Origin of the sequence: Pseudalkalibacillus hwajinpoensis (assembly GCF_039851965.1) — a bacterium.
In the GTDB taxonomy this organism is placed as follows: Bacteria; Bacillota; Bacilli; order Bacillales; family Guptibacillaceae; genus Guptibacillus; species Guptibacillus hwajinpoensis_E.
The window spans coordinates 1,200,165-1,226,050 of sequence record NZ_CP156674.1 but is presented as its reverse complement, the minus strand read 5'-3'; the positions used below and the strand labels follow the sequence as shown (position 1 = coordinate 1,226,050).

The 25,886-nt window shown below is 42.7% G+C and carries 24 protein-coding genes; 18 read left to right on the top strand and 6 right to left on the bottom strand.

Translation table 11 applies throughout. From position 1 onward, the window contains the following. Nucleotides 1-20 precede the first annotated feature (20 nt). The 9 genes from ABFG93_RS06155 to ABFG93_RS06115 all read left to right on the top strand — a co-directional run bounded on the left by ABFG93_RS06155 (nucleotide 21) and on the right by ABFG93_RS06115 (nucleotide 9,358). Nucleotides 21-1,223, top strand: coding sequence for a M24 family metallopeptidase (locus ABFG93_RS06155; RefSeq protein WP_431522053.1), 1,203 nt, complete (start codon nucleotides 21-23; stop codon nucleotides 1,221-1,223). A gap of 22 nt (nucleotides 1,224-1,245) precedes the next feature. Further along, a complete protein-coding gene (locus ABFG93_RS06150; protein ID WP_347551518.1) occupies nucleotides 1,246-2,214 on the top strand; it encodes a cyclodeaminase in 969 nt (322 codons plus the stop codon). Nucleotides 2,215-2,236: 22 nt separating this feature from the next. Then, entirely contained in the window at nucleotides 2,237-3,430 is a 1,194-nt protein-coding gene (locus ABFG93_RS06145) for a cystathionine gamma-synthase family protein (RefSeq protein ID WP_347551516.1), read from the top strand. Between the two features lie 22 nt (nucleotides 3,431-3,452). Then, nucleotides 3,453-4,652 carry a M20 metallopeptidase family protein gene (locus ABFG93_RS06140; protein WP_347551515.1) on the top strand — a complete coding sequence of 400 codons (1,200 nt, stop codon included), beginning with the start codon at nucleotides 3,453-3,455 and terminating at the stop codon, nucleotides 4,650-4,652. A gap of 15 nt (nucleotides 4,653-4,667) precedes the next feature. Next, nucleotides 4,668-5,657, top strand: coding sequence for a homoserine dehydrogenase (locus tag ABFG93_RS06135; RefSeq protein WP_347551513.1), 990 nt, complete (start codon nucleotides 4,668-4,670; stop codon nucleotides 5,655-5,657). A 20-nt stretch (nucleotides 5,658-5,677) separates the two neighbouring features. Further along, nucleotides 5,678-7,129: an aldehyde dehydrogenase family protein gene (locus ABFG93_RS06130; RefSeq protein ID WP_347551511.1), complete on the top strand. Its 1,452-nt coding sequence runs from the start codon at nucleotides 5,678-5,680 to the stop codon at nucleotides 7,127-7,129. Between the two features lie 66 nt (nucleotides 7,130-7,195). Then, complete coding sequence (locus tag ABFG93_RS06125) at nucleotides 7,196-8,764, top strand: BCCT family transporter (protein WP_347551509.1); 1,569 nt, start codon at nucleotides 7,196-7,198, stop codon at nucleotides 8,762-8,764. Nucleotides 8,765-8,930: 166 nt separating this feature from the next. After that, nucleotides 8,931-9,131, top strand: coding sequence for an IDEAL domain-containing protein (locus ABFG93_RS06120; protein ID WP_347551507.1), 201 nt, complete (start codon nucleotides 8,931-8,933; stop codon nucleotides 9,129-9,131). Between the two features lie 71 nt (nucleotides 9,132-9,202). Beyond that, nucleotides 9,203-9,358 carry a hypothetical protein gene (locus tag ABFG93_RS06115; protein ID WP_347551505.1) on the top strand — a complete coding sequence of 52 codons (156 nt, stop codon included), beginning with the start codon at nucleotides 9,203-9,205 and terminating at the stop codon, nucleotides 9,356-9,358. Between the two features lie 99 nt (nucleotides 9,359-9,457). On the opposite strand, the gene ABFG93_RS06110 is transcribed toward ABFG93_RS06115, so the two are convergent. Together ABFG93_RS06110 and ABFG93_RS06105 are read right to left on the bottom strand one after the other, a co-directional pair. Then, a complete protein-coding gene (locus ABFG93_RS06110; RefSeq protein ID WP_347551503.1) occupies nucleotides 9,458-10,135 on the bottom strand; it encodes a DUF4352 domain-containing protein in 678 nt (225 codons plus the stop codon). 69 nt (nucleotides 10,136-10,204) lie between these two features. Further along, the gene (locus tag ABFG93_RS06105; RefSeq protein ID WP_347551502.1) at nucleotides 10,205-11,632 is read right to left on the bottom strand and encodes an alkaline phosphatase; all 1,428 of its coding nucleotides are present in this window, start codon (nucleotides 11,630-11,632) and stop codon (nucleotides 10,205-10,207) included. A 417-nt stretch (nucleotides 11,633-12,049) separates the two neighbouring features. On the opposite strand from ABFG93_RS06105, the gene ABFG93_RS06100 reads away from it, so the two are divergent. The 3 genes from ABFG93_RS06100 (at nucleotide 12,050) to ABFG93_RS06090 (ending at nucleotide 15,826) form a co-directional block, all read left to right on the top strand. Next, nucleotides 12,050-12,946 carry an acetamidase/formamidase family protein gene (locus tag ABFG93_RS06100; protein WP_347551500.1) on the top strand — a complete coding sequence of 299 codons (897 nt, stop codon included), beginning with the start codon at nucleotides 12,050-12,052 and terminating at the stop codon, nucleotides 12,944-12,946. Nucleotides 12,947-13,374: 428 nt separating this feature from the next. After that, nucleotides 13,375-14,358 carry a Gfo/Idh/MocA family protein gene (locus ABFG93_RS06095; RefSeq protein ID WP_347551499.1) on the top strand — a complete coding sequence of 328 codons (984 nt, stop codon included), beginning with the start codon at nucleotides 13,375-13,377 and terminating at the stop codon, nucleotides 14,356-14,358. A gap of 88 nt (nucleotides 14,359-14,446) precedes the next feature. Next, nucleotides 14,447-15,826 carry a Glu/Leu/Phe/Val family dehydrogenase gene (locus ABFG93_RS06090; protein WP_347551497.1) on the top strand — a complete coding sequence of 460 codons (1,380 nt, stop codon included), beginning with the start codon at nucleotides 14,447-14,449 and terminating at the stop codon, nucleotides 15,824-15,826. A gap of 58 nt (nucleotides 15,827-15,884) precedes the next feature. Here ABFG93_RS06090 and ABFG93_RS06085 read toward each other — a convergent pair whose 3' ends face one another. From ABFG93_RS06085 to ABFG93_RS06075, 3 genes are all read right to left on the bottom strand, one after another. Then, nucleotides 15,885-16,385, bottom strand: a complete 501-nt coding sequence (locus ABFG93_RS06085) for a hypothetical protein (protein WP_347551495.1) — start codon at nucleotides 16,383-16,385, stop codon at nucleotides 15,885-15,887. A gap of 211 nt (nucleotides 16,386-16,596) precedes the next feature. Beyond that, nucleotides 16,597-17,109, bottom strand: a complete 513-nt coding sequence (locus tag ABFG93_RS06080) for a hypothetical protein (RefSeq protein ID WP_347551493.1) — start codon at nucleotides 17,107-17,109, stop codon at nucleotides 16,597-16,599. 131 nt (nucleotides 17,110-17,240) lie between these two features. Continuing rightward, nucleotides 17,241-18,071, bottom strand: coding sequence for a glycerophosphodiester phosphodiesterase (locus tag ABFG93_RS06075; RefSeq protein ID WP_347551491.1), 831 nt, complete (start codon nucleotides 18,069-18,071; stop codon nucleotides 17,241-17,243). A gap of 272 nt (nucleotides 18,072-18,343) precedes the next feature. On the opposite strand from ABFG93_RS06075, the gene ABFG93_RS06070 reads away from it, so the two are divergent. Together ABFG93_RS06070 and ABFG93_RS06065 are read left to right on the top strand one after the other, a co-directional pair. Beyond that, the gene (locus ABFG93_RS06070; RefSeq protein ID WP_347551489.1) at nucleotides 18,344-18,661 is read left to right on the top strand and encodes a DUF4306 domain-containing protein; all 318 of its coding nucleotides are present in this window, start codon (nucleotides 18,344-18,346) and stop codon (nucleotides 18,659-18,661) included. 446 nt (nucleotides 18,662-19,107) lie between these two features. Beyond that, nucleotides 19,108-20,742, top strand: coding sequence for a glycoside hydrolase family 13 protein (locus ABFG93_RS06065; protein WP_347551488.1), 1,635 nt, complete (start codon nucleotides 19,108-19,110; stop codon nucleotides 20,740-20,742). 191 nt (nucleotides 20,743-20,933) lie between these two features. On the opposite strand, the gene ABFG93_RS06060 is transcribed toward ABFG93_RS06065, so the two are convergent. Next, complete coding sequence (locus ABFG93_RS06060; protein ID WP_347551487.1) at nucleotides 20,934-21,170, bottom strand: SDR family NAD(P)-dependent oxidoreductase; 237 nt, start codon at nucleotides 21,168-21,170, stop codon at nucleotides 20,934-20,936. 310 nt (nucleotides 21,171-21,480) lie between these two features. Between ABFG93_RS06060 and ABFG93_RS06055 the strand changes: the two genes are divergently transcribed. The 4 genes from ABFG93_RS06055 (at nucleotide 21,481) to ABFG93_RS06040 (ending at nucleotide 25,868) form a co-directional block, all read left to right on the top strand. Then, the gene (locus tag ABFG93_RS06055; protein WP_347551486.1) at nucleotides 21,481-22,524 is read left to right on the top strand and encodes a LacI family DNA-binding transcriptional regulator; all 1,044 of its coding nucleotides are present in this window, start codon (nucleotides 21,481-21,483) and stop codon (nucleotides 22,522-22,524) included. Nucleotides 22,525-22,788: 264 nt separating this feature from the next. Further along, nucleotides 22,789-24,045, top strand: coding sequence for an ABC transporter substrate-binding protein (locus ABFG93_RS06050; protein WP_347551485.1), 1,257 nt, complete (start codon nucleotides 22,789-22,791; stop codon nucleotides 24,043-24,045). A 63-nt stretch (nucleotides 24,046-24,108) separates the two neighbouring features. Next, entirely contained in the window at nucleotides 24,109-25,035 is a 927-nt protein-coding gene (locus ABFG93_RS06045) for a carbohydrate ABC transporter permease (RefSeq protein ID WP_347551483.1), read from the top strand. Then, complete coding sequence (locus ABFG93_RS06040) at nucleotides 25,035-25,868, top strand: carbohydrate ABC transporter permease (RefSeq protein ID WP_347551482.1); 834 nt, start codon at nucleotides 25,035-25,037, stop codon at nucleotides 25,866-25,868. The genes ABFG93_RS06045 and ABFG93_RS06040 overlap by 1 nt, the downstream gene beginning before the upstream one ends. The last annotated feature ends 18 nt before the right edge of the window (nucleotides 25,869-25,886 follow it).

Here is a 25,886-nt window from a genome sequence, read left to right as displayed (position 1 = left end):
TGGAAGGGGGATTCATCCTTATGTTGGCGTTTGAGATGAGTGAGTATCAGAATCGAATTCAGCGGACGAAGAGACGGATGGAAGAGGCAGGTCTTGAGGTATTGCTGATTACGGATCCCGCAAACATGAATTACCTTTCAGGATATGATGGCTGGTCGTTCTATGTTGATCAAATGGTTGTGGTCATGATCGATGAAGAGCATCCTCTCTGGATTGGAAGGAAAATGGATGCGAATGGTGCAAAAGCAACGACCTGGCTTTATCAGGATAATATCATTTCTTATACAGATGATTATGTCCATTCGACTATCAAGCATCCGATGGATTTCGTGGCAGAAATTCTAAGACAAATCGGTCAAGGTAACAGGGTTATTGGTGTCGAGATGGGGGCTTACTATTTCACAGCACTAGCTTTTGAACATTTAAAAAAGGGTCTGCCGAATGCGGTGTGGAAGGATGCTACTCTGCTTGTGAATCATGTGCGCATGATTAAGTCGGATCGTGAGGTCGCCTACATCAAAAATGCTGCTCGACTTGTTGAGCTGGGGATGAAAAAGGCGATTCATTCTATCGGTGAAGGAGTGCGGGAATGTGATGTTGTGGCAGACATTTATAAAAGTCTTATTAGTGGAACGCCAGAGTTCGGCGGTGACTACCCGGCAATCGTACCGATGCTCCCTTCAGGGGAAAACACATGCACCCCACACCTAACCTGGACTGATAAAAAATACCAGAACAACGACCTGGTGATTATTGAGCTAGCAGGGTGTTACAAACGGTACCACTGTCCAATGGCAAGAACTGTATCAATCGGTCCACAAAGTGAAAAAGTGAATGATGTTGCTAAAGTTGTCGTCGAAGGATTAAATGAAGCTCTGTCATTCGTTAAGCCAGGCGTAACGTGTGAGGAAGTTGAAAACATCTGGCGTAAAACGATTGCTCGTCATGGCGTGATCAAAGACTCGCGGATTGGCTATTCAATGGGACTCAATTATCCGCCGGATTGGGGCGAGCATACAGCAAGCCTGAGGCAGGGCGATCAAACCGCATTGAAGTCAAACATGACGTTTCATATGATCCCTGGGATCTGGTATGACAATTTCGGTATTGAAATTAGCGAATCATTCCGAGTAACCGAAACAGGGAGCGAGATTCTTGCGGATATGCCGCGAAAGTTAATTACCGCCACTAACCTCTTTGCGTTAGGAAATGATGCGGTGTAGTAAAGAAGAAGGGAGGTTCAGGATGATTCTTTTTACAGAAGAAGAGATTCGTAAACATATTAGGTTAAATGCTGACACCATTCAGGTTGTAGAGGAGGCATTTATCAATCTTGCCACTAAACGAGTCGAGATGCCGCCAATCATGCGAATCGACATTCCATTATATAACGGTGAGGTTGATGTGAAATCGGCTTACGTTGAAGGACTTGATTATTTCGCAATCAAAGTGTCGTCTGGCTTTTTCAATAATCACAAGCTTGGATTACCGAGTGGAAATGGATTGATGATGCTGTTTAACTCTAAGACCGGTCAGCCAGAGGCAATGCTGCTTGATAATGGTTACCTGACAGATATCCGAACAGCAGCTGCTGGAGCTGTTGCAGCTAAGCATCTTGCGAGAGAAGATGCTAGGACGGCGGGAGTGATCGGAACAGGAAGTCAAGCCCGCTATCAAATCGAGGCACTGACCCATGTTCGTGACCTTGAAAGAGTGTTCGTTTACGGACGAAAGGAAGAAAACATCCTAAAGTATATCAATGATATAGAAGCTAGACTCGGGGTGAAAGTAGAAGCGGTGAGCAGAGAAGAAGCGGTGCGCAGGAGCGACATCGTCGTGACCACAACGCCGGCGACCTGTCCTGTTATAAGAGCTGACTGGCTTACGAGCGGTATTCATGTAACGGCGATGGGCTCTGATGCTGAAACGAAGCAAGAGCTCGAGGCTGAGGTTCTTGAAAGAGCAGATGTACTTGTTTGTGATGTGAAAGAACAATCACGACGACTCGGGGAAATTCATCATGCGCGTTCACAGGCTGAGATGCTAGCAAGAGCGGTTGAGCTTGGTGAACTAACAGCAGGACGGATAAAAGGAAGAAAGAATGCGGAGCAAATCACCGTATGCGACCTAACTGGAACGGGCGTACAGGATACCGCAATTGCCCTTTATGCGTATACATTGTTGAAAGAAAAGAAAGCTGGAGCAGCAGTTTAATAGAGAAGAGGAGCTGATCGTTATGAAGGAAACGAACAATGGAACAGCGGCAGTTTGGGCAGGGGAGAAAGATTATCTCGTTCACGGTGCAACACAAGTTCCCGTCGTTCTTAGTGTTGCTTATGGCTATGATGACATGGATGAATGGTATGAGGTTGCAGTTGGAAACAAGAAGGGACATATCTACGGCCGAAATACGAATCCAACCGTTCAGGCGTTTGAAGATAAGGTGAAGGCACTCGAAGGCGCAGAAGCCGCAACGAGCTTCTCAACCGGGATGGCAGCGATCAGCAATACACTTTCTACATTTCTATTACCGGGAGACCGAATCGTATCTATTAAAGATACGTATGGCGGGACGAATAAAATTTTCACCGAATTCCTTCCGAGGTTGAATATCGAGGTTGTGCTCTGTGAAACGGGACATCATGACATGATCGAAGAGGAAGTGGCGAAGGGCTGTAAAATCCTTTATCTTGAAACACCAACGAATCCAACAGTCAAGATTACAGACATTGAGCGTATGGCAAAAGCAGGCCATGATGCTGGAGCTCTTGTCATCGTAGATAACACATTCGCGACACCAATTAATCAGAATCCACTTTCGCTAGGGGTTGACCTCGTCCTTCATAGCGCGACGAAGTTTCTTGGTGGGCATGCAGATGCGCTCGGGGGAGTGATATGTGGAAGAAAAGAACTGATCGAGAAAATTTACCACTACCGTGAAATCAACGGTGCAACGATGGACCCGATGGCTGCTTATTTGATCTTACGAGGCATGAAAACACTCCATCTTCGTGTAAGAAAGCAGTGTGAAAATGCGATGAAAGTGGCGAAATACCTCCAAACGCAGGATCTTGTTGAAGCGGTATTTTATCCTGGGCTGAAAACGCATCCTGCTCACGAGATCGCAAAGAAACAAATGAAGGATTTTGGTGGTATGTTTAGCTTCTCCGTAAAAGGGGGCGTCGAAACGATGAGGCATCTGCTTCCTAAATTGAAATATGCAAACAGAGCGGCTAACCTTGGCGCTGTAGAAACGACTGTAGGACCATCAAGAACAACAAGCCACGTGGAGTGTACGCCTGAAGAGCGAGCATTGATGGGAATTCCAGAAGGACTTGTCAGGTATTCAGCAGGTATTGAAGATGTCGAGGATTTGATTGCCGATCTTGAACAGGCCTTTCAATCCGTATCCAGTGTGACAAACGTATAGATTGCACAAGGGAGGGAATGAAATGGCGATCGTACAGCAGTCAGAAAAGGAACGAGCGGAGGCTATCCAAGAAGAGTTAATACATTGGCGACGTACTTTTCATGCTCATCCTGAACTCAGCTTTCAGGAATGCGAAACAGCTGCTTTTGTGGTGAAAACGCTACGTGAAATAGGTGTTTCAAATCTCCAACAGAATGTTGCTGGGAACGGAGTTGTTGGCATTATTTCTGGGAAGGGCGGTCCAACAATCGCACTTCGTGCAGATATGGATGCCCTACCAATTCAAGAGACGACTACTCATTCGTATCGCTCGAAGAATGATGGTGTGATGCATGCCTGTGGACATGACGCACATACGGCGATGCTGCTGGGAGTTGCTAAGCTTCTTGTTCAGGATGCGGCAAAGGGTGCACTGCACGGTACGGTGAAGTTGATTTTTCAACCGGCGGAAGAAGCGACAGATGGCAACGGACTTTCGGGTGCCTCATATATGATAAGAGATGGAGTATTCGCGGATGTTGATGCGGCAGCAGCTGTTCATGTTTGTCCCTGGCAGCCCGTTGATGTGATTCAGGTTCATGATGGAGAAAGCATGGCAAATGTTGATGTGTTTGAAGGGAAGATTTTTGGCACCGGTGGACATGGTGGGTACCCGCACATGGGGTCTGATCCGATCTGGCTATTATCTTCAGTGCTTCCAGCGCTCTATAGCATCGTTAATCGCCGTATCTCTCCATTAGAAACAGCGGTTGTTAGCATTGGTGAGATCCATGCGGGAAGCGCAAGTAACATCATTCCCGATGAAGTCCGGATCGTTGGGACGATTCGAACCTATAGTAAAGAAGCGAGAATGCAGCTTACTCACGAGCTTGAACAGGCCTTTAAGGTGGCGGAAGCTCTTGGTGGAAGGTATGAATTTGACGTAGAAGAGGGAGAGCCGGCGTTACGAAATAATCCAGGTGTAAACCGGATAATTGAAAGAGCTGCAACTGAATTATACCCGGGGCTTGTGGTTGCTTCCGGTCCGTTCGGGCTTGGTGGAGAAGATTTCGCCTATATTGCTCTGCGTGTACCCGCTGCAATGTTTTTCCTGGGCTGCGCGTTTGAAGACGGTATCAGCCGTGAACTTCACACTCCCATTTTTGATATCGATGAACGCTGCCTTCCAATTGGAACTGCAATTTTAACAAAAACGGCGCATGAGTTACTGAAAACAATCTAAACGGAGGTGGAAAGCGTGGCACATCGAATTGCCTTTATTGGCTTTGGTGGAGTAGGTCAGGGACTGGCAGATATCATTTTGGACCAGGGGAAAGAGCTTAAAGAGAAGGAAGGTCTTGATCTCCAAAAAGTTTTTGAAACCATTCATTCAACCGGTGCCTTAAATGAGTATCCTGAAAGTCCTGGTCTTATTAAAGGACTTGATAGCTTGCAAACGATCAAGCAAACGAATGCGGATACGATTGTGGAAGTCACATTTACTGATGTGAGAACGGGGCAGCCTGCAATTGATCACTGTAAAGCAGCGTTCCAATCGGGTAAAAACGTTGTGACAACGAATAAAGGTCCAATCGCACTTGCTTATCGAGGATTAAGCAAACTAGCTGAAGAAAAAGGTGTTTTCTTCGGATTTGAAGGAACGGTGATGAGTGGAACACCTGCGCTCAGAATGCCGCTTACAGCCCTTGCAGGAAATGAGATTACAGAAATTCGTGGGATCTTTAATGGGACTTCTAATTACATGTTAACCAGGATGGAAGAAGGTTCGTCCTTCGATGGAGCTTTAAAAGAAGCACAGGACAACGGGTTTGCAGAAGCTGATCCAACGAATGACATTGAAGGCTATGATGTCAGGTACAAAGTGGTTATTCTCGCCAATTACGTAATGGGCCTTCAGATTATGGTTGAAGACGTTTCGTGTAAGGGGATTAGCCACTTAACTGCTCAGGATATGGATGCTGCTAAGCTGAATGGTGAACGCTGGAAGTTGATTGGCACGATTAAGAAAGAGAATGGGAACGTTAAGGCATGCGTCGGGCCAGAGCGGATTCCACTCACAGATCCGCTCGCATCGATTACTGGAGCCATAAACGCGGTTACGTATACCTGCAATCTCGCTGGGCCAATCACGTTAGCTGGGGCGGGTGCTGGCCTTAAAGAAACAGGCTTCTCACTATTAATCGATTTAATTCATTTTCATCGTGCGAAAAAGGCGGTAACAACATAATCGAAAGGGGTGGTGTGAGGATGACAACACAAACGGCTGTTCAGGGCATGTACCTTGCAGGTGAATGGATGACGAGGGAAGCGAAGATTGACGTATACGACCCGCACGATCAATCAATGATTTGTAGTGTGCCATCTGCCTCTGCTGAAGATATGTTACTTGCGATTAAGGAAGCAAAGCTCGGTATGAAAATTGCGGCAGAGCTCCCTGTTTATAAACGAATGGAAATTCTCCACAGGGCAGCAGGTTATGTTGGGGAGCATCGCGATCGATTTGCAAGAACGATTGCGAAAGAAGGGAGCAAGACGATCACAGAAGCGAGAGGAGAAGTAGAACGTTGTATTGAGACGCTTAGAATTTCAGCTGAGGAAGCGAGGCGGATTAACGGAGAAACAATTCCGTTTGATCAGCGCCCGGGTAGTGAGGATCGACTTGGTTACTATTTCCGCTTTCCAGTTGGCATTATCGGGGCGATTACTCCTTTTAATGACCCATTAAATCTTGTCGCTCACAAAATGGGTCCGGCCATCGCTGCAGGAAATGCGATTATCGTAAAACCTGCCTCCGTTACACCATTGAGTGCATTGCTTTTAGCGGAAGCATTTGATCATGCCGGGCTACCTCCGAAAATACTGTCTGTCATCACAGGAAGCGGAAGTAAGGTCGGTGATGTACTCGTTACGCATCCAGACGTACGCATGATTTCGTTTACGGGCGGACTTGAAACAGGAGAGAAAATTACGCACCAGGCCGGTTTGAAAAAGATCAGCATGGAGCTTGGTTCGAACTCACCGGTTATTGTGTTGAAAGATGCAGACCTTGCTCATGCGGTAAGCGCAACTGTATCAGGCTCCTTTTCAGCAGCAGGGCAAAATTGCATTGGTGTCCAGCGTGTGTACATTCAGGAGAGTATTTATGACACGTTCGAACGTCTTTTCGTTGAGCAAACAGCTGCCATTTCAGTTGGTGATAAAATGCTTGAGACCACGAACATGGGACCAATGATCAATGAAAATGAAGCCAGGCGGGTTGAGTCATGGGTAGAAGAAGCAGTTGGAAAAGGGGCTAATTTGCTTACCGGCGGTATGAGGGACGGTGCTTATTATGCACCAACTGTCCTAACGCATGTTGCTAAGGATTGTACTATTGCCCAACAGGAAATTTTTGGTCCAGTTGTTCTTCTTTACCCTGTTCGTGATCTGGATGAGGCGATAGATCTTTCAAATAGTGTGAACTATGGGCTACATGCGGGCATTTTCACAGAAAATCTTGAAAATGCGTTCGAAGCGATTACCCGTCTGCAGGTAGGAGGACTTATGATCAATGACAGCTCTGATTACAGAATTGACGGCATGCCATTTGGCGGTGTGAAGGGTTCAGGAATTGGACGCGAAGGCGTGAAAAGTTCCATTCTGGAAATGACAGAACCTCGTGTTGTCAGCTTTAAGCTGAAGCATCGAAAGCATGAATAGAAACTGCACCCGCTCATACTGTGAGCGGGTATGATGATACGTCCAACAAAAGAAGGGGAGAAGGTTATGCATTCCAATTATAAGAACCCTGTATTCTGGATATCTACACTCGTCATTACATTGCTCGTCATCTGGGGGGCTGTAGCACCGGAAGGGTTTTCGAGTATTGCAAGCACAGTTTTTAGTTATACAACAAATGCTTTTGGCTGGTTTTACTTAATGGCTGTTATGTTCTTCGTTCTATTTTGTTTTTACTTAGCATTCAGTAAATATGGAAAGGTGCGACTTGGAAAGGAAGATGAGCGTCCGAAATACCCTTATTTTACTTGGATTGGGATGCTGTTTAGCTGCGGGTTTGGGGTAGGGCTTGTCTTCTGGGGAGTCGCTGAACCTATGACTCATTTCGGCGCACCTCCATTCGGGCTCGGCGTTGAAGGCGGGACGGAAGAGGCGGCGCGAACAGCGATGCGTTATTCCTTCTTCCACTGGGGCATTCATCAATGGTCTGTGTTCACAATCGTTGGTCTTGTCATGGCATACTTTCAATATAAAAAAGGGCGTGGTGCACTAATCAGCTCCACGATTACGGTCAAGGAACCTAAGAAAAAAGCGAGTTGGAAAACAACTGTCAACACACTTGCAGTTATCGCAACAGTGATGGGCGTCGCTACTTCACTAGGTTTGGGGATTCTCCAAATAAATGGTGGATTGAATTACATGTATAACGTCCCGCAAAATGCAGGTATCCAACTGACCATTACAGGCATTCTGTTAGTTTTGTATCTCTTCTCCTCCACAACTGGACTTGATAAAGGCATTAAATACTTAAGCAACCTGAACCTTGGCCTTGCACTCTCACTAATGGTTTTCGTCATTATTCTTGGTCCAACTGTTTTTATTTTTGAAAGTTTTACCGTGGCAGTAGGGGATTATATTCAGCACTTTATTGAAATGAGCTTCTATATGACGCCTTATCAAGGCGGAACATGGGTAAAGGATTGGACAATTTTCTACTGGGCATGGGTAATTGCATGGTCACCTTTTGTAGGATCATTTGTTGCGCGAATTTCAAGAGGAAGAACTGTACGAGAGTTGATTTTTGGCGTGTTGATCGTTCCCCCTTTTATCGCGATGGTCTGGATCGCTGTTTTTGGAGGCGCTGCGCTAAACATGGATCTATTTAGTGGCACAGCGATCACTGCTGCTGTAGGCAATGATGTCACGAGCGCTCTTTTCGTAACACTTGAGCAGTTCCCGTTCACGTCCATATTATCTGGTCTTTCGATTTTCTTGATCGCCGTATTCCTCGTTACTTCTGCTGACTCTGCGACATTTGTATTAGGTATGATGACGTCAAAGGGAGATATGCACCCATCGATGGCATCTAAAATTGTTTGGGGTACATTGATTGCTGCCATTTCAGTTGTGCTGATTATTAGCAGTGGCCTTCAGGGGCTTCAAACAGCATCACTTATCGCAGCTTTGCCATTTACGATTATTATGCTCCTCATGTGCAGAGCGCTCTTTATTTCACTAAGAAGGGACCATCAAGCAGAAGTGAAGAAAATGGAAAGATCACTGATTGAGACGGCATCAAAACAAATTGCTGTAGCCAAACAGACGGAGGAAGAGTAACAAAAGAAGCAAAAACTAACCTATAATCTAGTAAAATAGTACAAAGTTCGACCTTATTTATTAGAATCTTCTAAACTATTGTTTAAACTTTGTAAAAATCGGATAGAATGTAACTAATAGCATAGCAAACGTACCAAAGTTTCTATCAATACGAATGGAGGATTACATGATGGAGAATCGAAAGGTCTACCAGAATCAGATTTCGGAAAAGAGACAGGAAATGGTTGAACAGCTAATCGAACACATCAATGCATCCACTATAGAAGAGAGACAGGCCATGTTAAAGAAAGAGATTGATTGGGCTCTCGATCAGCGTAATCGCGACTCGTTCATGGAGCTAACCGATCGACTAAATTCCCTCACATAAATATATTTTAGGTATATATTTTAAACCGCTTGCTTATAATCTAGTAATCAAACACTCAGGAGGAGATGTTTATGCTAGATTTAGCAGCGGTTTTTCATTTTGTTATGGAATGGATGATTGAAAATAAAGGATATAGACTCCAATCGATGTTTCTGTTCGGGGGATTAGGGCTATCCTTTGTTACTTACTTCTTCTGGTATGTTACAAGAGGCTATAAAGAGGCTTAAAGGTGCATCGGGATACTAGTTTACGTCCGTTTGGAAGGGATGTCCACGGAAAAGGCGTTTTATTCACGAAAGGACAAAAAGACCCCTGTTCAGGGATCTTTAGAAGGGAACTTCAATTGTCTTGCTTTTCGTTAGAGACTCTTTGTTTTGATCGAACACATCACTCGTATGAACGGTAATAGCTTTTAGATTTTCAACTTTTGTCTCATTAAGCACAAACCCAAGCTGACCAGATCTCTCCTCGTTCGGGGCGTAGACGCCGTAAAGGCTCTCAAGGTAGAAATCATCCTCAAACCCCTTTTTCTCGCTGCCTGTTTCAAGCATCGATATTGGTGCGAAATTTACAGCTTTATCAGAAGTGTTCTTCACCGTAACCCGAAGTTTTACGTAATTGAACTGCGTCTCGTTATCAGAATACCCGTGGAAGAAATCAATCAGATCAGGAGAAGGAGCATAATTCATTATTTTCACGTCTGAAATGTGAAGCTCCACATCACCGATTGTGGTAGTTTCATCATAGTCAGAGATAGCGTTCAATGTGATCGAGCCATCGGCATCCTGAAATGATTCACCGACTTCTGTAAGAGAACTGTCGTCAGGAGCCTGTGGGCTATCCGTTATGGTTGTCTTAGTCGACTTAGTTTCGGTGCTTACTGTTGATTCCGTACTGTCGCTTGAAGCCTTCACTTCAGAATTGGTTTCCTGTGCTGTATGATTATCGGAACATCCACCAATAAAGAGTGTGAGTATTAATAGGGAAGCAGCTACATATTTCATTAAAAAGACCTCCTTGAAGAAAAGTCCCGCTGTGTTTTAAGCAGCGGGATTTTCTTTAATTCCTGTACGTTAATCTTTTTTATGCTTCTTGTCCTTCTTATGATCGTCATCATGGTCGTCGTCCTTATCCTGCTTCGCATTTAAGAGATCCATAACCAATTGACCTGTTTCATGGTTGTCATGAAGTCCGATGAATTCTTCAGATTTTGGGCCGTAAGCATAGACATTGACGTCAACGCCTGTGTGTCCCCCAGTCGTCCATCCAGTTCCTGAGCGTAGGTCGAAGATTTTTTCAATGGCATTGTCAATCTCAACGGTATTTTCCGTTTTTGCCGCTTCTTGTACAGATGCAATTTCTTCTTCAGTTAAATCGAGATCGATGTTTTCAGTTAACGTCGCTTTAACATCAGCACCTTCAGCGATTTTGGCTGCCATAAAGTCAGGCGTCTTTTTTGCAGCTTTTAATGGCGCTGGATCCCAGATGTATTCACCATCGCGCCCCATTGCGAATCCACCTGTTGAATGGTCAGCTGTTGTAACCACGAGCGTATTTTTGTCCTTTTTCGCAAATTCAATTGCTTTTTCGTAAGCTTTCTCAAAGTCTTCCATTTCACTCATTGCGGCAACCACGTCGTTATCGTGTCCAGCCCAGTCAATCTGACTGCCTTCTACCATGAGGAAGAAGCCATCATCGTCTTCGCTCAAACGTTCAAGCGCTGCATCTGTCATCTCAGAAAGGGAAGGTGTTTCTTCAGAACGGTCAATCGCCTTGTCCATTCCTTTTGGAGCAAAGAGGCCAAGAATTTGATCATTGTCATCGTTAGCTAGCTCTTCTTTAGACGTGACGTAGCTATAACCATCTTCCTGGAATTCTTCAGTTAGATCACGATCACCACGGTCAAAGTAAGCTGTACCGCCGCCAAGAAGCACATCGACTTTATGTGCGCCATCAATCATCTCATCGTAATAGTCATCGGCAATATCATTATAGTTATTTCTGGATTCATCGTGCGCACCGAATGAAGCCGGGGTAGCGTGGTTGATTTGAGAAGTTGACACAAGCCCTGTTGCCTTATTGTTTTCTTTCGCTTCTTCAAGAACCGTTTTCACTTCATTCTTTTCAAGATTAACTGAAATAGCGCCATTGTATGTTTTGATTCCAGCCGCCATTGACGTTCCTGCTGCTGCTGAGTCCGTTATGCTTTCTTCTGTATCCCACGAGTACGTTTCCTGAGCTCCAAGAAGGTACTCGTCGAACGCTGTTTTCTCCATGTAAGGGGTGGACTTATCATCCTTATAAGAACGATAAGCTGTGTTGTAAACTGGCCCCATTCCATCACCAATTAGAAAGATCACATTCTCAATTTCGTTTTTCTTGTGCTTTGCATTGTCAGATTTAGCTTCGGTCATTGTGGCATTTCCGGATAGTCCTGCAACAGCTAGTGATGAAATTACAGCAAATGGAATAAGCTTTTTCTTAGCGTATTTTGCGAACATCAATAATTTCCCCCTGAGTCAATTTTTCTCACAATTCTCAGTCTAAATGATAAGAATGAATGAGATATTAATAGATTGTAAGGTTACTATTAAGAAAATAGGGACGATGGATGTAGTCTTAAAATGGTGAATCTAATCGAATGATGACTATTACATTCGTTTGGAATTTCATTTCTTGAAAAGAGTGCACTCTTTTACATGATCCTAATGGTAGCGCATTCATATAGCAAGAAGTTACAGCGTTTTTGGCACAAAAGAGTGAGCTATGAGGAGAGGTAAAAATGTGAAATTAGGAAAATGATGTCCTTTTTCATAAGTCTTTTTTCATAGTTACAATTGAAAGATTAAGAGGATGGAGGTAAGAGGTCAATTCCTGTTAAAATTGTCACAATAGTTAAATTAAAGGGGGAGTAATCCATGGAATTACTTATGAACGATTCTGTTATCTATGAATTTAACAAAACGCATCAGCCTGTAAAAATAGTTCCATCCGGGGCAACAGTCGAAATCGTTACATACGATTGCTTTGAAAATCAGCTTCAATCCGAGGAAACTGAAATTACTGGTATCGATTGGAACCGCGTTAACCCGGCAACTGGTCCAATTTACGTTAACGAGGCACTCCCAGGTGATGTCCTTAAGGTGACGATTGAGAAGCTGGAAATTGGTGATCAGGGAGTGATGGTCGTTGGGCCGGATCTTGGCGTTATGGGGCATCGACTGAAAGCGATGGAATCGAAGATCATTCCAATTAAAGAAGGGAAGGCCATTTTTAATGAGCTTGAGATTCCATTGAATCCCATGATCGGTGTGATTGGAGTGGCACCAGAGGGAGAAGGAGTATCCTGTGGCACACCGGGTGCGCATGGTGGAAACATGGACAATAAGATGATAACGGAAGGTGCGACGCTCTATTTCCCGGTGTTCGCAGAAGGTGCATTATTCGGACTTGGCGACTTCCATGCGGCAATGGGTGATGGCGAGGTCAGCGTTTCTGGAATTGAAGTTCCAGGTAGAGCGACGGTAAAGTTAGAAGTGATCAAAGGTGATCTGATGACTCAGCCTATGCTTGAGAACGATGAGGTTGTGACACAAATCGCTTCAGCTGAAACGCTCGATGAAGCAGTGAAGCTAGCGACTGAACTGATGATTGATCGAATTGTAGAAAGAACCAGGATCCCGATTGGAGAGGCAACGATGCTGATGAGTGCGATTGGGCAAGTGGAAGTTTGCCAGGTAGTCGATCCACTGATGACAGCAAGGTTCGTCGTTCCGAAATGGCTAGAAGAAAAACTCGGCGTTAAGCTGATTTGATTCGACGTAGTTTGACTAAAAGCGGGTGGTGCCTGTGAAGGACACCACTCGCTTTTTTCTTCACTCAATAACAAGCGTATTCACAATCTCCCCGATCAACCCTTTCATTTGATGAATCCCTGGATCGATATTTACCATAATCACCGTGCCTGTGCCGGAGAGGGGTAAATAATTAACAGGGATTGATAACCGACTCCCCAAGCTAGGTATGATAGATTGGTTTTATCCTCTACCTGAGCTAGAAAGACACCTAATCCAGTATGGGGGGAGCAGCCTTGGGGAGTTAGCATCTGCATAATGCCGCTTTTGGAAATCCGATGGTTTTCAATTGAATCATCCATGACAGAAGTCTAAACTAAACCATAGTACAAAATATGACATCGTTCGGGCGGTGCCTGTCACCGGCAGGACTTTAGGAGGAATAGATAATGGTGCGTTTTGGTGTGATTGGAACGAATAAGATTACTGGTAATTTTATTGAAGGGGCGAATGAGCTTGGTGATTTTGAATTAACGGCGGTTTATTCTCGTACGGAGAAGAAAGCGACTTCATTTGCTGAGAAGCATGGAGCGAAGCATACGTTTACGAATCTTGAAGAGATGGCAGAAAGTAAAGTGATTGATGCGGTTTATATCGCGAGTCCGAATTCCCTTCATGCGGAGCAGGCTATTCTACTTATGAAAGCAGGGAAACACGTTCTTTGTGAAAAGCCGCTGGCGTCGAACAGCCGGGAGGTTCAGCGAATGGTTGCAGCGTCTAGAGAAAATAATGTGCTTTTAATGGAAGCGATGAAATCGACGGTAATGCCAAACATGCAGAAGGTGCGTGAAAATCTACATAAAATCGGCCAGGTCCGTCGTTTTGTAGCGAATTATGGACAGTATTCTTCTCGTTATGATGCCTATAAAGAAGGGACTGTTCTGAATGCTTTTAATCCTGAATTCTCGAATGGATCGCTGATGGATATCGGCGTTTACTGCGTGTATCCTGTTGTGTCAATTTTAGGTAAGCCGAGTTCGATTAAAGCGGAGGGCGTTATGCTTGAATCGGGCGTTGACGGTGAGGGAAGCATTCTTCTTGGTTACGATGATAAAGAAGCGGTGGTGATGTTCTCGAAAATTACAGATTCACATCTGCCTTCTGAAATTCAAGGTGAGAATGGAAGCATCTTGATCGATAAAATTGGATCGCCTATGAATGTGAAGATATACTACCGTGATGGTTCAATTGAAGACCTCACTCAGTCGCAAACCCACACGATGATGTACGAAGCTAAGGAGTTTATTGAACTGATCCAGTCTGGAAAAACGGAGTCTACCATTAATTCCTATGAAAATTCCCTACTCGCAATCGAAGTGATGGATGAGGCCCGCAGACAGATCGGAATTGTTTTTCCGGCAGATAATCGGTAAGAAAGGAGTAAACCTCTTCATCTAGCCCGTTTGAACTATAGTCAGGAGGGTACGGTATTTGTAGATGAAATCAAATGGAGGGATGACTTTGGCTAGTAAATATGGAGAAATTGTAGAGGAATCATTGAATGCACTATTAAATGATACGTCATTTTTACCGAATTTTAGTGGGGATGAAAGAAAAAATGCGTTTACATCGCTTGAATCCATTCTTTCTACACCAAATCAGATTCAAAAATCGTTTCTGCGCGTGCCGCTTGAGAACGGAAAGATTCTAAGGATTCCAGCGTTCCGTGTACAGCATAATAATGCGGTTGGACCATATAAAGGCGGGATTCGATTTCACGAAACAGTCGAAGAAGATGAAGTGATTAATTTGGCAACGCTCATGACGCTGAAAAATGCGCTTCACGATGTCCCTTTCGGTGGAGGGAAAGGCGGAGTAGTGATTAATCCTCGGGAGTTCTCTGAAAAAGAATTACATACGATTTCAAAAACGTACGTTCAGAATTTCAGTGATATTCTTGGTCCCGATAAGGATATTCCTGCACCGGACGTAGGCACAGGCGAACGTGAAATGGATTGGATGATGGGCGAGTTCAAGAACATTCATCCAGGACGACCGTACCGCGGAAGTTTTACAGGGAAAAGTCAGATGAACGGCGGTTCGCTAGGACGACGCGAAGCAACTGGTAAAGGGGTATATTTCACACTTCGTTATATGATTCACAATTTTATTAACGAGAACGAAGGTTGGTTTAAGGAAAATGAAAACCGTTTCGCCAAAACAGCGCTCAATCACACGAAGCGTGAGCTTACCATTGGGATTCAAGGTTTTGGTAATGTTGGTTCTGTGGCGGCACTGGAGTCATATCAATGTAATTACTTGAATACTAAAGTTGTCGCAGTTAGTGATCGGAACGTCACGTTATACAATGGGGACGGTCTTGATATTGAGGCTTTAGTTGATTTTACTTCGAAACACAATGGTGATCTTCCGACTACTAAGGAAGCTTTAAGTCAGAATGGCATCAAAGCGGATATACAGGACAGGGCAGATGTACTTTATCTCGATACGGATGTGCTAATTCTTGCAGCGCTTGAGGATCAAATTCATGAAGATAATGTTGACAAAGTGAAAGCGCGCATGATTGTTGAAGGCGCGAATGGACCGATTACGCTCGGAGCTGACCGCAAACTAAGCGATGAGGGCGTGCTGGTTATCCCTGATATTCTTGCGAACGCGGGTGGTGTGATCGTGTCGTACTTTGAATGGCTACAGGGCCGTGAAACACAGTTTTATAGTGAAGAAGAGGTATCCACCATGCTCTTTAAAAAAATGAAGGAAACGATGGATGAGATTTTTCCGCAGTTCTTCAGCGATCCATTTCCACTCAGACAAAATTGCTACATCCATACAGTGATGAAGCTATCAGATATCATGTATCGTCATGGGAAGTTGTATTAAATAAAAACACCCTCTTCCTGGTCAAATGATCAGGAAGAGGGCGTTTTTGTTTTTGTGTCTAGGAAGCAGTAACTTTTTCTTTAAACTCAGTTATTTTCATAATTGTCTCATCAATAAGCTCATTCATCTTTGTTGTATCAGGTTCGTCCTTTTTCGCTTCGTCAATTAGCGGGTAAAGACTCTCTTCGATATTCTTGTAGTCCTCTGGATATTCTTCCTCAATCTGCGCTTCGATTTTATCCCAATTTGCTTCAAGTGACATGCCCTGTTCATTTAGTTTTTCGACGTTAGCACTTTCTTCAAGAGTGCTTTTCAGTTCATCAAGGTTTGTAAGAACGGTGTCCACACCTTCATCCATATTGACTACATTGCCCTCTGTACTTGTGTCCCCAGCACCTTCCTCACCGGCGGAGTTTTCCGTTACACTGTTGTTTTCCATGCCAGAATTGGCGGCATTCTCTTCAGTGGCGTTTTCTTCAGCTCCGTTTGTACCACAGCCAGCGAGTATCGATGCAGAAATCATAGTGATCGCTAGTAAAATCGGAAATTTCTTTTCCAACAATATCCACTCCTTTCCGTTTCAATTATTGGTACCCTGGAGGTGTTTTATTCAAAAAAGGCACGAATTATAAAAATAGAACAGGAGAAGAGACAATAAAACGGAGTATGGATAGGGCTTTAGAATGAATGGGGAAAAACCATTTTAACACGACTAATGTTTAAACAAAGCTTAAGGATGTAGAAAGTGGACAGCTCTTTCATTATACAGTTTAGGAAGGCTTGAGGTTTTCTTTAAACTCGGTCATCGTCATAATTGTTTGATCGATCCATTCACTCATCTTCGCTGTATCTGGGTCATCCTTTTTCGCTTCATCAATTAATGGATAAAGGGTCTTCTCAATTTCCTTGTATTCATCAGGGTAGTCTTCTTCCATTTTTGGTTCAATGAGATCCCAGTGTGATTCAAGTGTCTTGCCCTGTTCATTCAACTTCGCAACATCATCGCTGGAATTTTCAACGGTACTCTTCAACGCATCAAGATCGGTCAGAGCTGTGTCAATTCCTACCTCGAGGTTAATATTACCATTTTCATCACCGGTGTTTTCACTGCTACTACTATTCGTGCTCCCCTCCTCAGGGGTGTTTTCCGACGTAGTATTGCTCTCTGCGGAATCATTTGTTGTCTGTGGACCATTGTTCTGGATTGCGTTGTTTCCGCACCCTGCAAGCAATGTTCCAGCCGATAAGCAAACGGCTAAAAGAATAGGCGTCTTTCTTGGCATAAATATCCACTCCTTTTAGATTCAGTTAACAATTCCCAGTAAGCGATTTCTTCAAACATGAACGTATTGGACGACAGAATGTGACAAAAACCGGGTGGTGACAGGCACTCTTTACTCGCTAGTTATACGAATTACTTACGGTCATTCACGTAATCAGGATAATCTGTAATAATACCATCAACACCAGCATTTAAAAGGGATTCGGCAGATTCAAGATCTCTAACCGTCCATGGATGAGTTTCCATACCTAATTCATGGATTCGATCGACAAGATTAACGTTAATCATGGATTTGCTCGGATTGACATATTCCGCATAGGTTGCGAACTCGTTCAAAGCTTCATCTGATATGCCAGTGGAACTATAGCCTACAAGTACGCCAGTAGGGACGGAAGGCAGAATAGAGTTAAACGTTTGGACAGATTCATGGTCAAAAGACTGAACGATAATCTTGTTGTTATTTGGTTTATCCATGTTTCTTTCTCGGAGTTCTTCCGCCACTTTTTCTTCAATTCCAGGGTAAAGAGAAGGCGACTTCAGTTCAATCAAGATCCCTGTTTTTCCACGGTACTCATCAAGCACCTCTCCAAGCGTTGGAATTGGCTCTCCTGCAAATTCTTCTCCAAACCAGCTTCCTGCATCAAGGCTCTGTAACTCGTCTAGCGTTAGATCCTTAACCATACCAGAGCCATTAGTCGTACGATCAACAGAAGTATCATGGATGACGACAAGTTCCCCGTCTTTACTCATCTGAACATCAAGCTCAAATAGATCTGACTTCATGTCAACCGCCTTTTCAAAGGCAGCCATCGTATTTTCCGGCGCATAGCCTGAAGCACCTCTGTGAGCAATGGTCAGCGTCTTGTTCGAATCTGCGCTGGCAAAGTTATTTCCTCCTGAATAGATGAACATACTTACAACAAAAACACCGAACAACCCGATTGTAATCAACTTTTTCAACATAAACCTCTCCTTTCGTCTCTTTCGTTACCAGATTAACGGACGAAAATTAAGGTGAAATGAAGAAGAAGTAATGTTTCATGTAGAAACCGTGACAGAATTTGATTAGATGTTCCTGTGCATTTTTACAATAGATTAGAAGGCGGTCTTATGGAGTGGGAGGAAAGTCATTGAGGAGAAGGGCTAGAAAAAGTGGTCTTCTCATTTACATTAAAGGAATCATCACCCTACTTCCCGAATAAATAAAGGTATAAAAACTTCGAGGTGATGGGTTGATGAGAAGGGATTTCTTCAAACCGGTCATGTTGCTGTGTCTTTTTATTGTATTTGCCTATTCCTATTGGACAACTTCCTGGACGGCGAGCTCCTTGCCTACACTATCGGATTGGAAAGACCATCTGATTTTTACGCCGGGTACAATTGTAGCTTCGAATGAAATATATGAAATTGATATGTTTCTTTACGCTCTCAAAGTAGCTCCATTGATGACGAGCATCTGTTTCCTTTCGCTCATTGTAATAATCACTTTCCTGATTCAATTAGTAAGAAGGCAAATGGGGAATGTGGTGAAAAGAAAGCTATCTAGTTCTTGAAAAGAAGGCGAGCTGTGGTGGCTTTCTTTTTTTTTTTGACCATGGATTGGAAATCGATGGTAGGATAATAAGGAGAATACGATGTCTTTGAGGAGTCGGTGAAAAAAGTAGTGATTATTGTAGGAGTACTTTTTGTGGTAACGATGGCAGACGTATTTGGATCGGAGAACCTTTTTAAGAATAAGACGAGCAGGTTGTAAAGGTTGCCTACAGAGGTTCTGATACATATTTTGTCCAGGGAGTGGACGGAGAGCGAACGTCACATTTTATAGGTAAGAAATATCAGTAATGAATGGGCACTGGAAGGTGTTCGAACAAACGTCAACAGAGCAATTTTATTGAATGATAAGGTAAGTTTCATTTGATCCTGATTCAATAAGATTGTACAATTCACCCTGGATATTTTGAAAAAACGATGAGGAATCGCAGAAAGGGGACTACAGACGATGAACAAGAAATGGTGGAAAGAAGCCGTTGTCTATCAAGTATACTGGCGTAGTTATAAGGATAGCGACGGAGATGGATACGGAGACTTACAAGGGATTATAGACAAATTAGACTATATCGAGAAGTTGGGCGTGGACGTGATCTGGATCAATCCTTTCTATGAGTCGCCTGATATGGATAATGGCTACGATATCTCAGACTATTATTCAATTATAAAAAAAGCGGGAACAATGTCTGATTTTGAAGAATTGCTTGAACAAGCGCATAAGAGGAAGTTAAAGGTTATTATGGATCTTGTCGTCAACCACACATCCGATCAGCACCCATGGTTTATTGAATCACGTTCGTCAAAAGACAATCCCAAGCGCGATTGGTATATTTGGAGAGACTCAAAAGAGGGGAGAGCACCGAACAACTGGCGCTCATATTTCACTCCATCAGCCTGGGAGCATGATGATGTGACAGGTCAATACTATTTGCATTCATTTGCAACAGAGCAGCCTGATTTAAATTGGGAAAATCCAGAGGTGCGTGAGGCGATTTTTGAGATGATGCGCTTCTGGCTCGAAAAAGGCATCGATGGTTTTCGGATGGATGTGATCAACTTACTTGCCAAACAGAAAGGTTTTCCAGACGCCGAGAATCCGGAACAAATCAATTACCTTGCAAACAATCCTGGAATTCATGATTATCTTCAAGAAATGAATCAGAAAGTGCTTCGCCATTATGACATTTTAACTGTGGGTGAAATTCCTTTCGTCACTCCTGAAGATGGTCTGAACTATGTCCGAGAAGATCGAAATGAATTAAAGACCTTGTTTCATTTTGAAGTGGCTGATGATATGCCAGGTTGGGATATGCTTCGATATAAAGAAATTCAGCAAAGATGGCATAATGTTTTCTATGGGAAGGGGTGGAACTCCCAATTCTTAAACAATCATGACCATACACGCCAGGTGACAAGATACGGAAATGATGGCGAATACCGAACAGAGTCATCGAAACTACTCGCAACGATGATTCATACGCTTCCAGGGATTCCGTATGTTTTTCAAGGTGAGGAAATTGGTATGACCGGTGTTCGATTTGAGTCCATTGAGGATTATAATGATATCGCCATGAAAAATAAGTACACCGAAGAGGTGGAGAAAGGCCGTGATCCTGACGAAGTGCTGAAAAGTCTGACGCTGTTAAGTCGTGATAATTCACGGACGCCAATGCAATGGAATGATTCAGCACATGCCGGTTTTACAACTGGAACCCCGTGGATTAATATGAATGCTAATTATAAAGAAATAAATGTGAAAAATGATCTTGAAGATCCGAATTCCATTTTCCGTTATTACCAGAAGTTAATTGCTTTACGAAAAGAAAATTCCGTGATGATTTATGGTGACTATCATGATCTTTCGAGAGATGATGTTAAACTATATATGTACATTAGAAGTTACGAAGGAAAGCGCTGGTTAATCATTTTAAATCACTCCGATGACACGTTGGTTTGTCCAGAGGTTAAGGGGCTGGAAGAGGCTAATAAAAAGCTGATGATTGCCAACTATGGAGATGTGACTAGAGAAGAACCGATTCAGAAAGCAATTCTCCGCCCACACGAGGCAAGGGTTTATGAGATGTAAGAGTAGTTTGTATGAACCGCATCAATTCATGATGCGGTTTTTTGGTGTTTTTTGATATGGAATGAATAATGTTTAATTAAGAGTATGGCCTTTTGGTAGATAAATTTATGTCGAACTAGAGAGAGGAGAAGAACATAACTTTACTCAAACAATAATAAAAACGCGACCAGGTAGAACTAAAGTCCTTCCTATTAAAGTTCCTGTAGTAAATAAGTTTTGTCCCCTCGATAACCGGGTATCATCATTCGAGTGAATTCGAGCGAATGCGTAAAGCCCTGTGATGTCAAACTTTCTACAGATTCTTTGAGCGTCTCCTCATTGATGTCATACAACATTACTTTCGCGCCAGCCTTCGCAAACTCAGTTGCAATCTCTAACCCGATTCCCTGACCAGAGCCAGTAATAAGGGCGCATTTCCCTTCAAGCATCGTTATATCCTCCTTATAATGTAATCCATTTTATCTTGCCCATTTTCTGCACTTCATATCGACAGTGGTAGTAAGTACAGGCATAAATGGCAGGTAATATCATTAAATATTTACTAAAAATAAGTAAAATAATAATTCATTAACCGGAAAAATGATGATATGTCAGCCTTTTTAAGTAAAATAAATAAGAAAAGAACTAAATAATCTGAAAATAAGTATTGAAAGCGATATCTTTATTTGTTATGATGCATTTAAAGTTAGTAAAGTTTACTAAAAAATAACGCTTGTAAGCAGGGAAAGGGAAAAGCACATGGTGACTATTAAAGATATAGCATCCCGTTCGAACTTTTCCAGTGCTACAGTCTCACGGGTTTTGAACAATGACGAAAAGCTTTCTGTCTCATTTGAAACGAGAAGACGCATATTGGATGTGGCAAAGGAACTGGGATATAAAACATTGCAAGAAAGAAAAGGAGAGCAAATCAATCCGAAGGAAAAGGGGCCAAAGGTTGGTATCCTTCTATGTCAATCTGTGGAAGAGGAAATGAATGATACTTACTTCTTATCGATTCGAAGAGGAGTTGAGCGTGAATGTGCCGATCTAGGGTTCACGGCGACCGAATTATTTCGGTTATCAAATCTGAGCTCCGAACAAATCAGTAGTGATCTAGAAAATTTGATAGTGATTGGAAGAATTAATACGGAAATTCTAGAGTCTTTTAATACCAGATTGAAAAACGTTGTTTATATCAACAATATTGAAGCGGATGAGGGATTTGATTCAGTCGTGATTGATTTTAAAAACGCGACCAGAAAAGCGATACAGCATCTAATTGATCTTGGATACAAGAGACTTGGCTATATAGGCGGAATGGAGGCAGAGCATTACAGCAACAATAAAATTCCTATTGAAGATACAAGAAAGAAAACGTTCGAAATGGTCATGAAAGAGTTTGGGCTATACGAAGAGCAAAACGTCATGGTCGGTGAATTCACAATGAAGAGCGGATATGAGCAAATGAATCAACACATTAAGAGAGGAGATGTACCAGAAGCTTTTTTTGTAGCAAGTGATGGACTGGCCATTGGTGCGATGCGTGCCCTTCAAGAAGCCAATCTTAAAGTACCTGAAGATGTTGCTATTGTAAGCTTTAACGATATAGAAATGGCTAAATTCGCAAGTACTCCGCTTACGACTATTAAGGTATATACAGAAGAAATGGGGCGGATTGGTGTCAAGATGATGGCTGAAAGACTTAATGGGAGGGAGCTTCCTCTGAAGGTAACGGTGCCAACGAAGCTTGTTTTACGTGATAGTTGCGGTGCGCTTGGTATCAAAAAAGCAACAAGCTAGTGTCGACTATTAATTGAAAGGAGGCGGTTTAGTAAGAGAATAACCTGGATTCTCCCTGTTGCTAATGGCATCGCCAAAAGTAACTGAGGTTAGAAGTGACGGCAATCACTCAAGAATCCAGGTTAGGCACACCCTTTAACTTAATTTGAGACTCAAAAGGGCAATATTATTATAATTGTTGCTTAACTAACAATCAAGAAATTGACATCAATGGTCGTCTTTCTATTATTCAACTTCAATTATTAAAAATTCGAGGGGGATATTATGAAGTTAAAAATCGGAATATTCTGTATTTTGGCTCTGGGACTTATTGTCACTGGTTGCTCAAACGGTAATTCTTCATCAGGAGATGGAGGGAAAGTAACATTGTCCTTTTACTCTACAGCTACACTTGAAGCAGACAAAAACGCAATAATAGAGGCTGTTACAAAATTCGAGGAAGAGAATCCTGATATTGATATTGATGAAAATTTCCCGGCGGGTGAGTACGAAAACATGCTTCGTGTAAAAATGGCTGCTAATGACATGCCGGATTTATTTGATACACATGGTTGGTCAAAAATTAGATATGGTGAATATACCGCTGATTTAAGTGAGATGGACTGGGTGGAAAACCTTGATCCTGCACTTGATCCTATTTTGAAAGACGAAGAGGGGAAAGTATACGCCTTCCCTTTAAATCAAGCAAAGGATGGCCTTTTGTATAATGAAAATCTATTGAAGGAATACGGAATTGAACCTCCTCAATCGTTTGACGAATTTATGACTGCACTTGAAACAATTGAAGAAAAAAGCAATGGGGACGTTACTCCACTCTGGTTTGGCGGATCGGATAAATCGTCTCTTGGTCAATATTTTGATCAGTTTGCCACACAGTTGCTTATAACGGCTGAAGGTCACAGTTATGAAGAAGAGCTTTTAGATGGTTCATTTGACTGGTCACACTATACGTATTTACCTGAAAAGTTAAAAGAAATGCAAGATAAAGGACTACTTAATGAGGACGTATTAACGGCAAAAATAACGCAAGCCCCTGCATTAATGGCTCAGGGGAAAATTGGATTTACCGTTGGCGGTGGAGCTCTTGGACCTGCAGTAACTGAGTTGAATCCTGATGTTCAAATTGGAACAGTACCAATGCCGGTTATTCATGATGGCGGCGTACAAAGTTGGATAGGTGGCGAACGTCACACGGTTGCTGCGTGGAAGGATTCTGAACATCTTGAAGAAGCTAAGAAATTTATTTCTTTTCTTGCACAACCTGAAGTTGCAAAGAAAATAGCTGAGGCCACTTCCTTGCCGGCTGGTCTTACAAACGTGGATGCTGAGAACTATTACTCAGAGTACTTTGATAATTACAGTGATGTGAAAGTTCAGCCTTACTTTGACCGTGTCTATCTTCCAAGCGGCATGTGGGATGTCATGGGGTCAACAGGGCAGGAGCTGTTGTCTGGTTCAATGTCCCCTAAAGAGGTTTCTAAGAAAATGGGTGAAGAATACTCCAGGCTTCGAAATCAATAAGTAGATCCCTTTTCAGGAGGTGGCCAAACGCCTCCTGTCTTCTAGAAAAAGGAGTTGGAATGTATGAGTGAATTGGTGCGAAAAGGACAAACGACTATAGCTCAGAGGACCAAAAAAAATCCTGGCCAACGAAAGTCGTCTCTATGGTGGATGTATCTCCCAGCTTTGCTGGCTGTAAGTATCTTTATTATCTATCCTTTTCTTAAAGGCATACAGGTCTCCTTTACCGACTGGAATGGATTTTCTCAAACTAAAAATTGGATTGGGCTTCAGCAATATAAGAGAATGCTTAATGATCCAGATACATGGCTTGTAGTGAAAAACACTCTGCTATACGGACTCGGAAGTACTTTTTTTCAGAATATCGTTGGACTCCTGTATGCCCTTCTACTTAATCAAAGTATTCGCATGAAATCCATCACGAGAACGATTATTTACTTACCTGTAATCATTAGTCCACTTGTTATGGGATATATATGGTATTTCTTCTTCGCTTACCAGGGGGGAGCGCTTAATGATCTGCTGTTATTTATTGGAATGGACAAAGTAAACGCGCTTGGAAACCCCGATGTGAATACGTGGTTGATCGTATTTGTTAATACGTATCAATTTGTCGGCATTGCGATGATTATTTATCTAGCAGGACTGCAAAGTATTTCGAAGGATTTCTATGAAGCAGCGAATATTGATGGCGCAACAGCTTTTCAACAGTTCAAAAATATTACGCTTCCTCTGTTGATGCCGTCGATTACAATTAATATGGTTTTAAACATTATAGGCGGGTTGAAATTGTTCGATGTGATTATTGCCCTTACAGGCGGCGGACCGGGCAATTCCTCTCAATCCATGTCTACCTTTATGTATGATCTTTACTTTAGCAGACAGGATGCGGGTTATGCGGCTACACAGGGCGTACTCATGGCTGTTATCATATTGATTCTCAGCTTGCTTGCTCTGGTTTACTTCAAAAGTAAGGAGGTAGAAGCGTAATGGAACGTAAGAATAATAATAAGACGAGGAGATTTCTAACAATCGTTGCAATCGTGATTACTCTTTTTCACCTGATTCCTTTTTATATTCTAATTACAACCTCTTTAAAAGCGAGTGGTGATTTTAGTTCGAAATGGGTGCTTCCAACAGACATGAGTCTTGCGAATTTTAGTGAAGCCTGGGAAAGTGCAAATCTGGGAACGGCATTTATTAACACGACAATAATAACTCTTTCTGCTGCTGTGTTACTAATCTTTTTTGGTTCTATGGCTGCCTATCCGCTGGCACGTATGAACACAAAATTCAACAAATTCGTTTACTTCCTATTCATTTCGATCATGGTTATTCCACCCCTTACAGCTCTCGTTCCACTATACGAAATGGTGGTGGATATCGGAATGATGAATACACATGAAATTGCGATTTTAAATAATTTCGCTGCATTTCTTCCGTTAACTATTTTCTTGTATGCAGGATTTATTCGCTCCACCATTCCGAAAGAGCTTGAAGAGGCAGCGAGGATTGATGGTGCAAGTCAGTTGGGAACGTTCTTCAAGATTGTTTTTCCACTGCTAAAGCCTGTGACTGCATCAGTATTGATTATTGCATGTGTGTTTATCTGGAATGATTATCAATTCTCGATTTTCTTCCTTCAGAGTAAAGAAGTGCAAACACTCACTGTTGCACTGTCTGGATTCTTTGGACAAAATCAAAACAATCTAAATCTCGTAGCTGCTGCAGCATTAATGTCTATGGCACCAATGACAATCCTATTCTTATTCTTACAAAAATACTTCGTCGCTGGCTTATCGTCAGGTTCAGTCAAAGGATAGGTTTTTATCTAATTCAAA

Bases quoted from the DNA above. Each gene is read 5' to 3' on its own strand.
- ABFG93_RS06155 (WP_431522053.1), top strand. From the start codon at position 21: ATGTTGGCGTTTGAGATGAGTGAGTATCAGAATCGAATTCAGCGGACG.
- ABFG93_RS06150 (WP_347551518.1), top strand. From the start codon at position 1,246: ATGATTCTTTTTACAGAAGAAGAGATTCGTAAACATATTAGGTTAAAT.
- ABFG93_RS06145 (WP_347551516.1), top strand. From the start codon at position 2,237: ATGAAGGAAACGAACAATGGAACAGCGGCAGTTTGGGCAGGGGAGAAA.
- ABFG93_RS06140 (WP_347551515.1), top strand. From the start codon at position 3,453: ATGGCGATCGTACAGCAGTCAGAAAAGGAACGAGCGGAGGCTATCCAA.
- ABFG93_RS06130 (WP_347551511.1), top strand. From the start codon at position 5,678: ATGACAACACAAACGGCTGTTCAGGGCATGTACCTTGCAGGTGAATGG.
- ABFG93_RS06125 (WP_347551509.1), top strand. From the start codon at position 7,196: ATGCATTCCAATTATAAGAACCCTGTATTCTGGATATCTACACTCGTC.
- ABFG93_RS06120 (WP_347551507.1), top strand. From the start codon at position 8,931: ATGATGGAGAATCGAAAGGTCTACCAGAATCAGATTTCGGAAAAGAGA.
- ABFG93_RS06115 (WP_347551505.1), top strand. From the start codon at position 9,203: ATGCTAGATTTAGCAGCGGTTTTTCATTTTGTTATGGAATGGATGATT.
- ABFG93_RS06110 (WP_347551503.1), bottom strand. From the start codon at position 10,135: ATGAAATATGTAGCTGCTTCCCTATTAATACTCACACTCTTTATTGGT.
- ABFG93_RS06105 (WP_347551502.1), bottom strand. From the start codon at position 11,632: ATGTTCGCAAAATACGCTAAGAAAAAGCTTATTCCATTTGCTGTAATT.
- ABFG93_RS06100 (WP_347551500.1), top strand. From the start codon at position 12,050: ATGGAATTACTTATGAACGATTCTGTTATCTATGAATTTAACAAAACG.
- ABFG93_RS06095 (WP_347551499.1), top strand. From the start codon at position 13,375: ATGGTGCGTTTTGGTGTGATTGGAACGAATAAGATTACTGGTAATTTT.
- ABFG93_RS06080 (WP_347551493.1), bottom strand. From the start codon at position 17,109: ATGCCAAGAAAGACGCCTATTCTTTTAGCCGTTTGCTTATCGGCTGGA.
- ABFG93_RS06075 (WP_347551491.1), bottom strand. From the start codon at position 18,071: ATGTTGAAAAAGTTGATTACAATCGGGTTGTTCGGTGTTTTTGTTGTA.
- ABFG93_RS06070 (WP_347551489.1), top strand. From the start codon at position 18,344: ATGAGAAGGGATTTCTTCAAACCGGTCATGTTGCTGTGTCTTTTTATT.
- ABFG93_RS06065 (WP_347551488.1), top strand. From the start codon at position 19,108: ATGAACAAGAAATGGTGGAAAGAAGCCGTTGTCTATCAAGTATACTGG.
- ABFG93_RS06060 (WP_347551487.1), bottom strand. From the start codon at position 21,170: ATGCTTGAAGGGAAATGCGCCCTTATTACTGGCTCTGGTCAGGGAATC.
- ABFG93_RS06055 (WP_347551486.1), top strand. From the start codon at position 21,481: ATGGTGACTATTAAAGATATAGCATCCCGTTCGAACTTTTCCAGTGCT.
- ABFG93_RS06050 (WP_347551485.1), top strand. From the start codon at position 22,789: ATGAAGTTAAAAATCGGAATATTCTGTATTTTGGCTCTGGGACTTATT.
- ABFG93_RS06045 (WP_347551483.1), top strand. From the start codon at position 24,109: ATGAGTGAATTGGTGCGAAAAGGACAAACGACTATAGCTCAGAGGACC.
- ABFG93_RS06040 (WP_347551482.1), top strand. From the start codon at position 25,035: ATGGAACGTAAGAATAATAATAAGACGAGGAGATTTCTAACAATCGTT.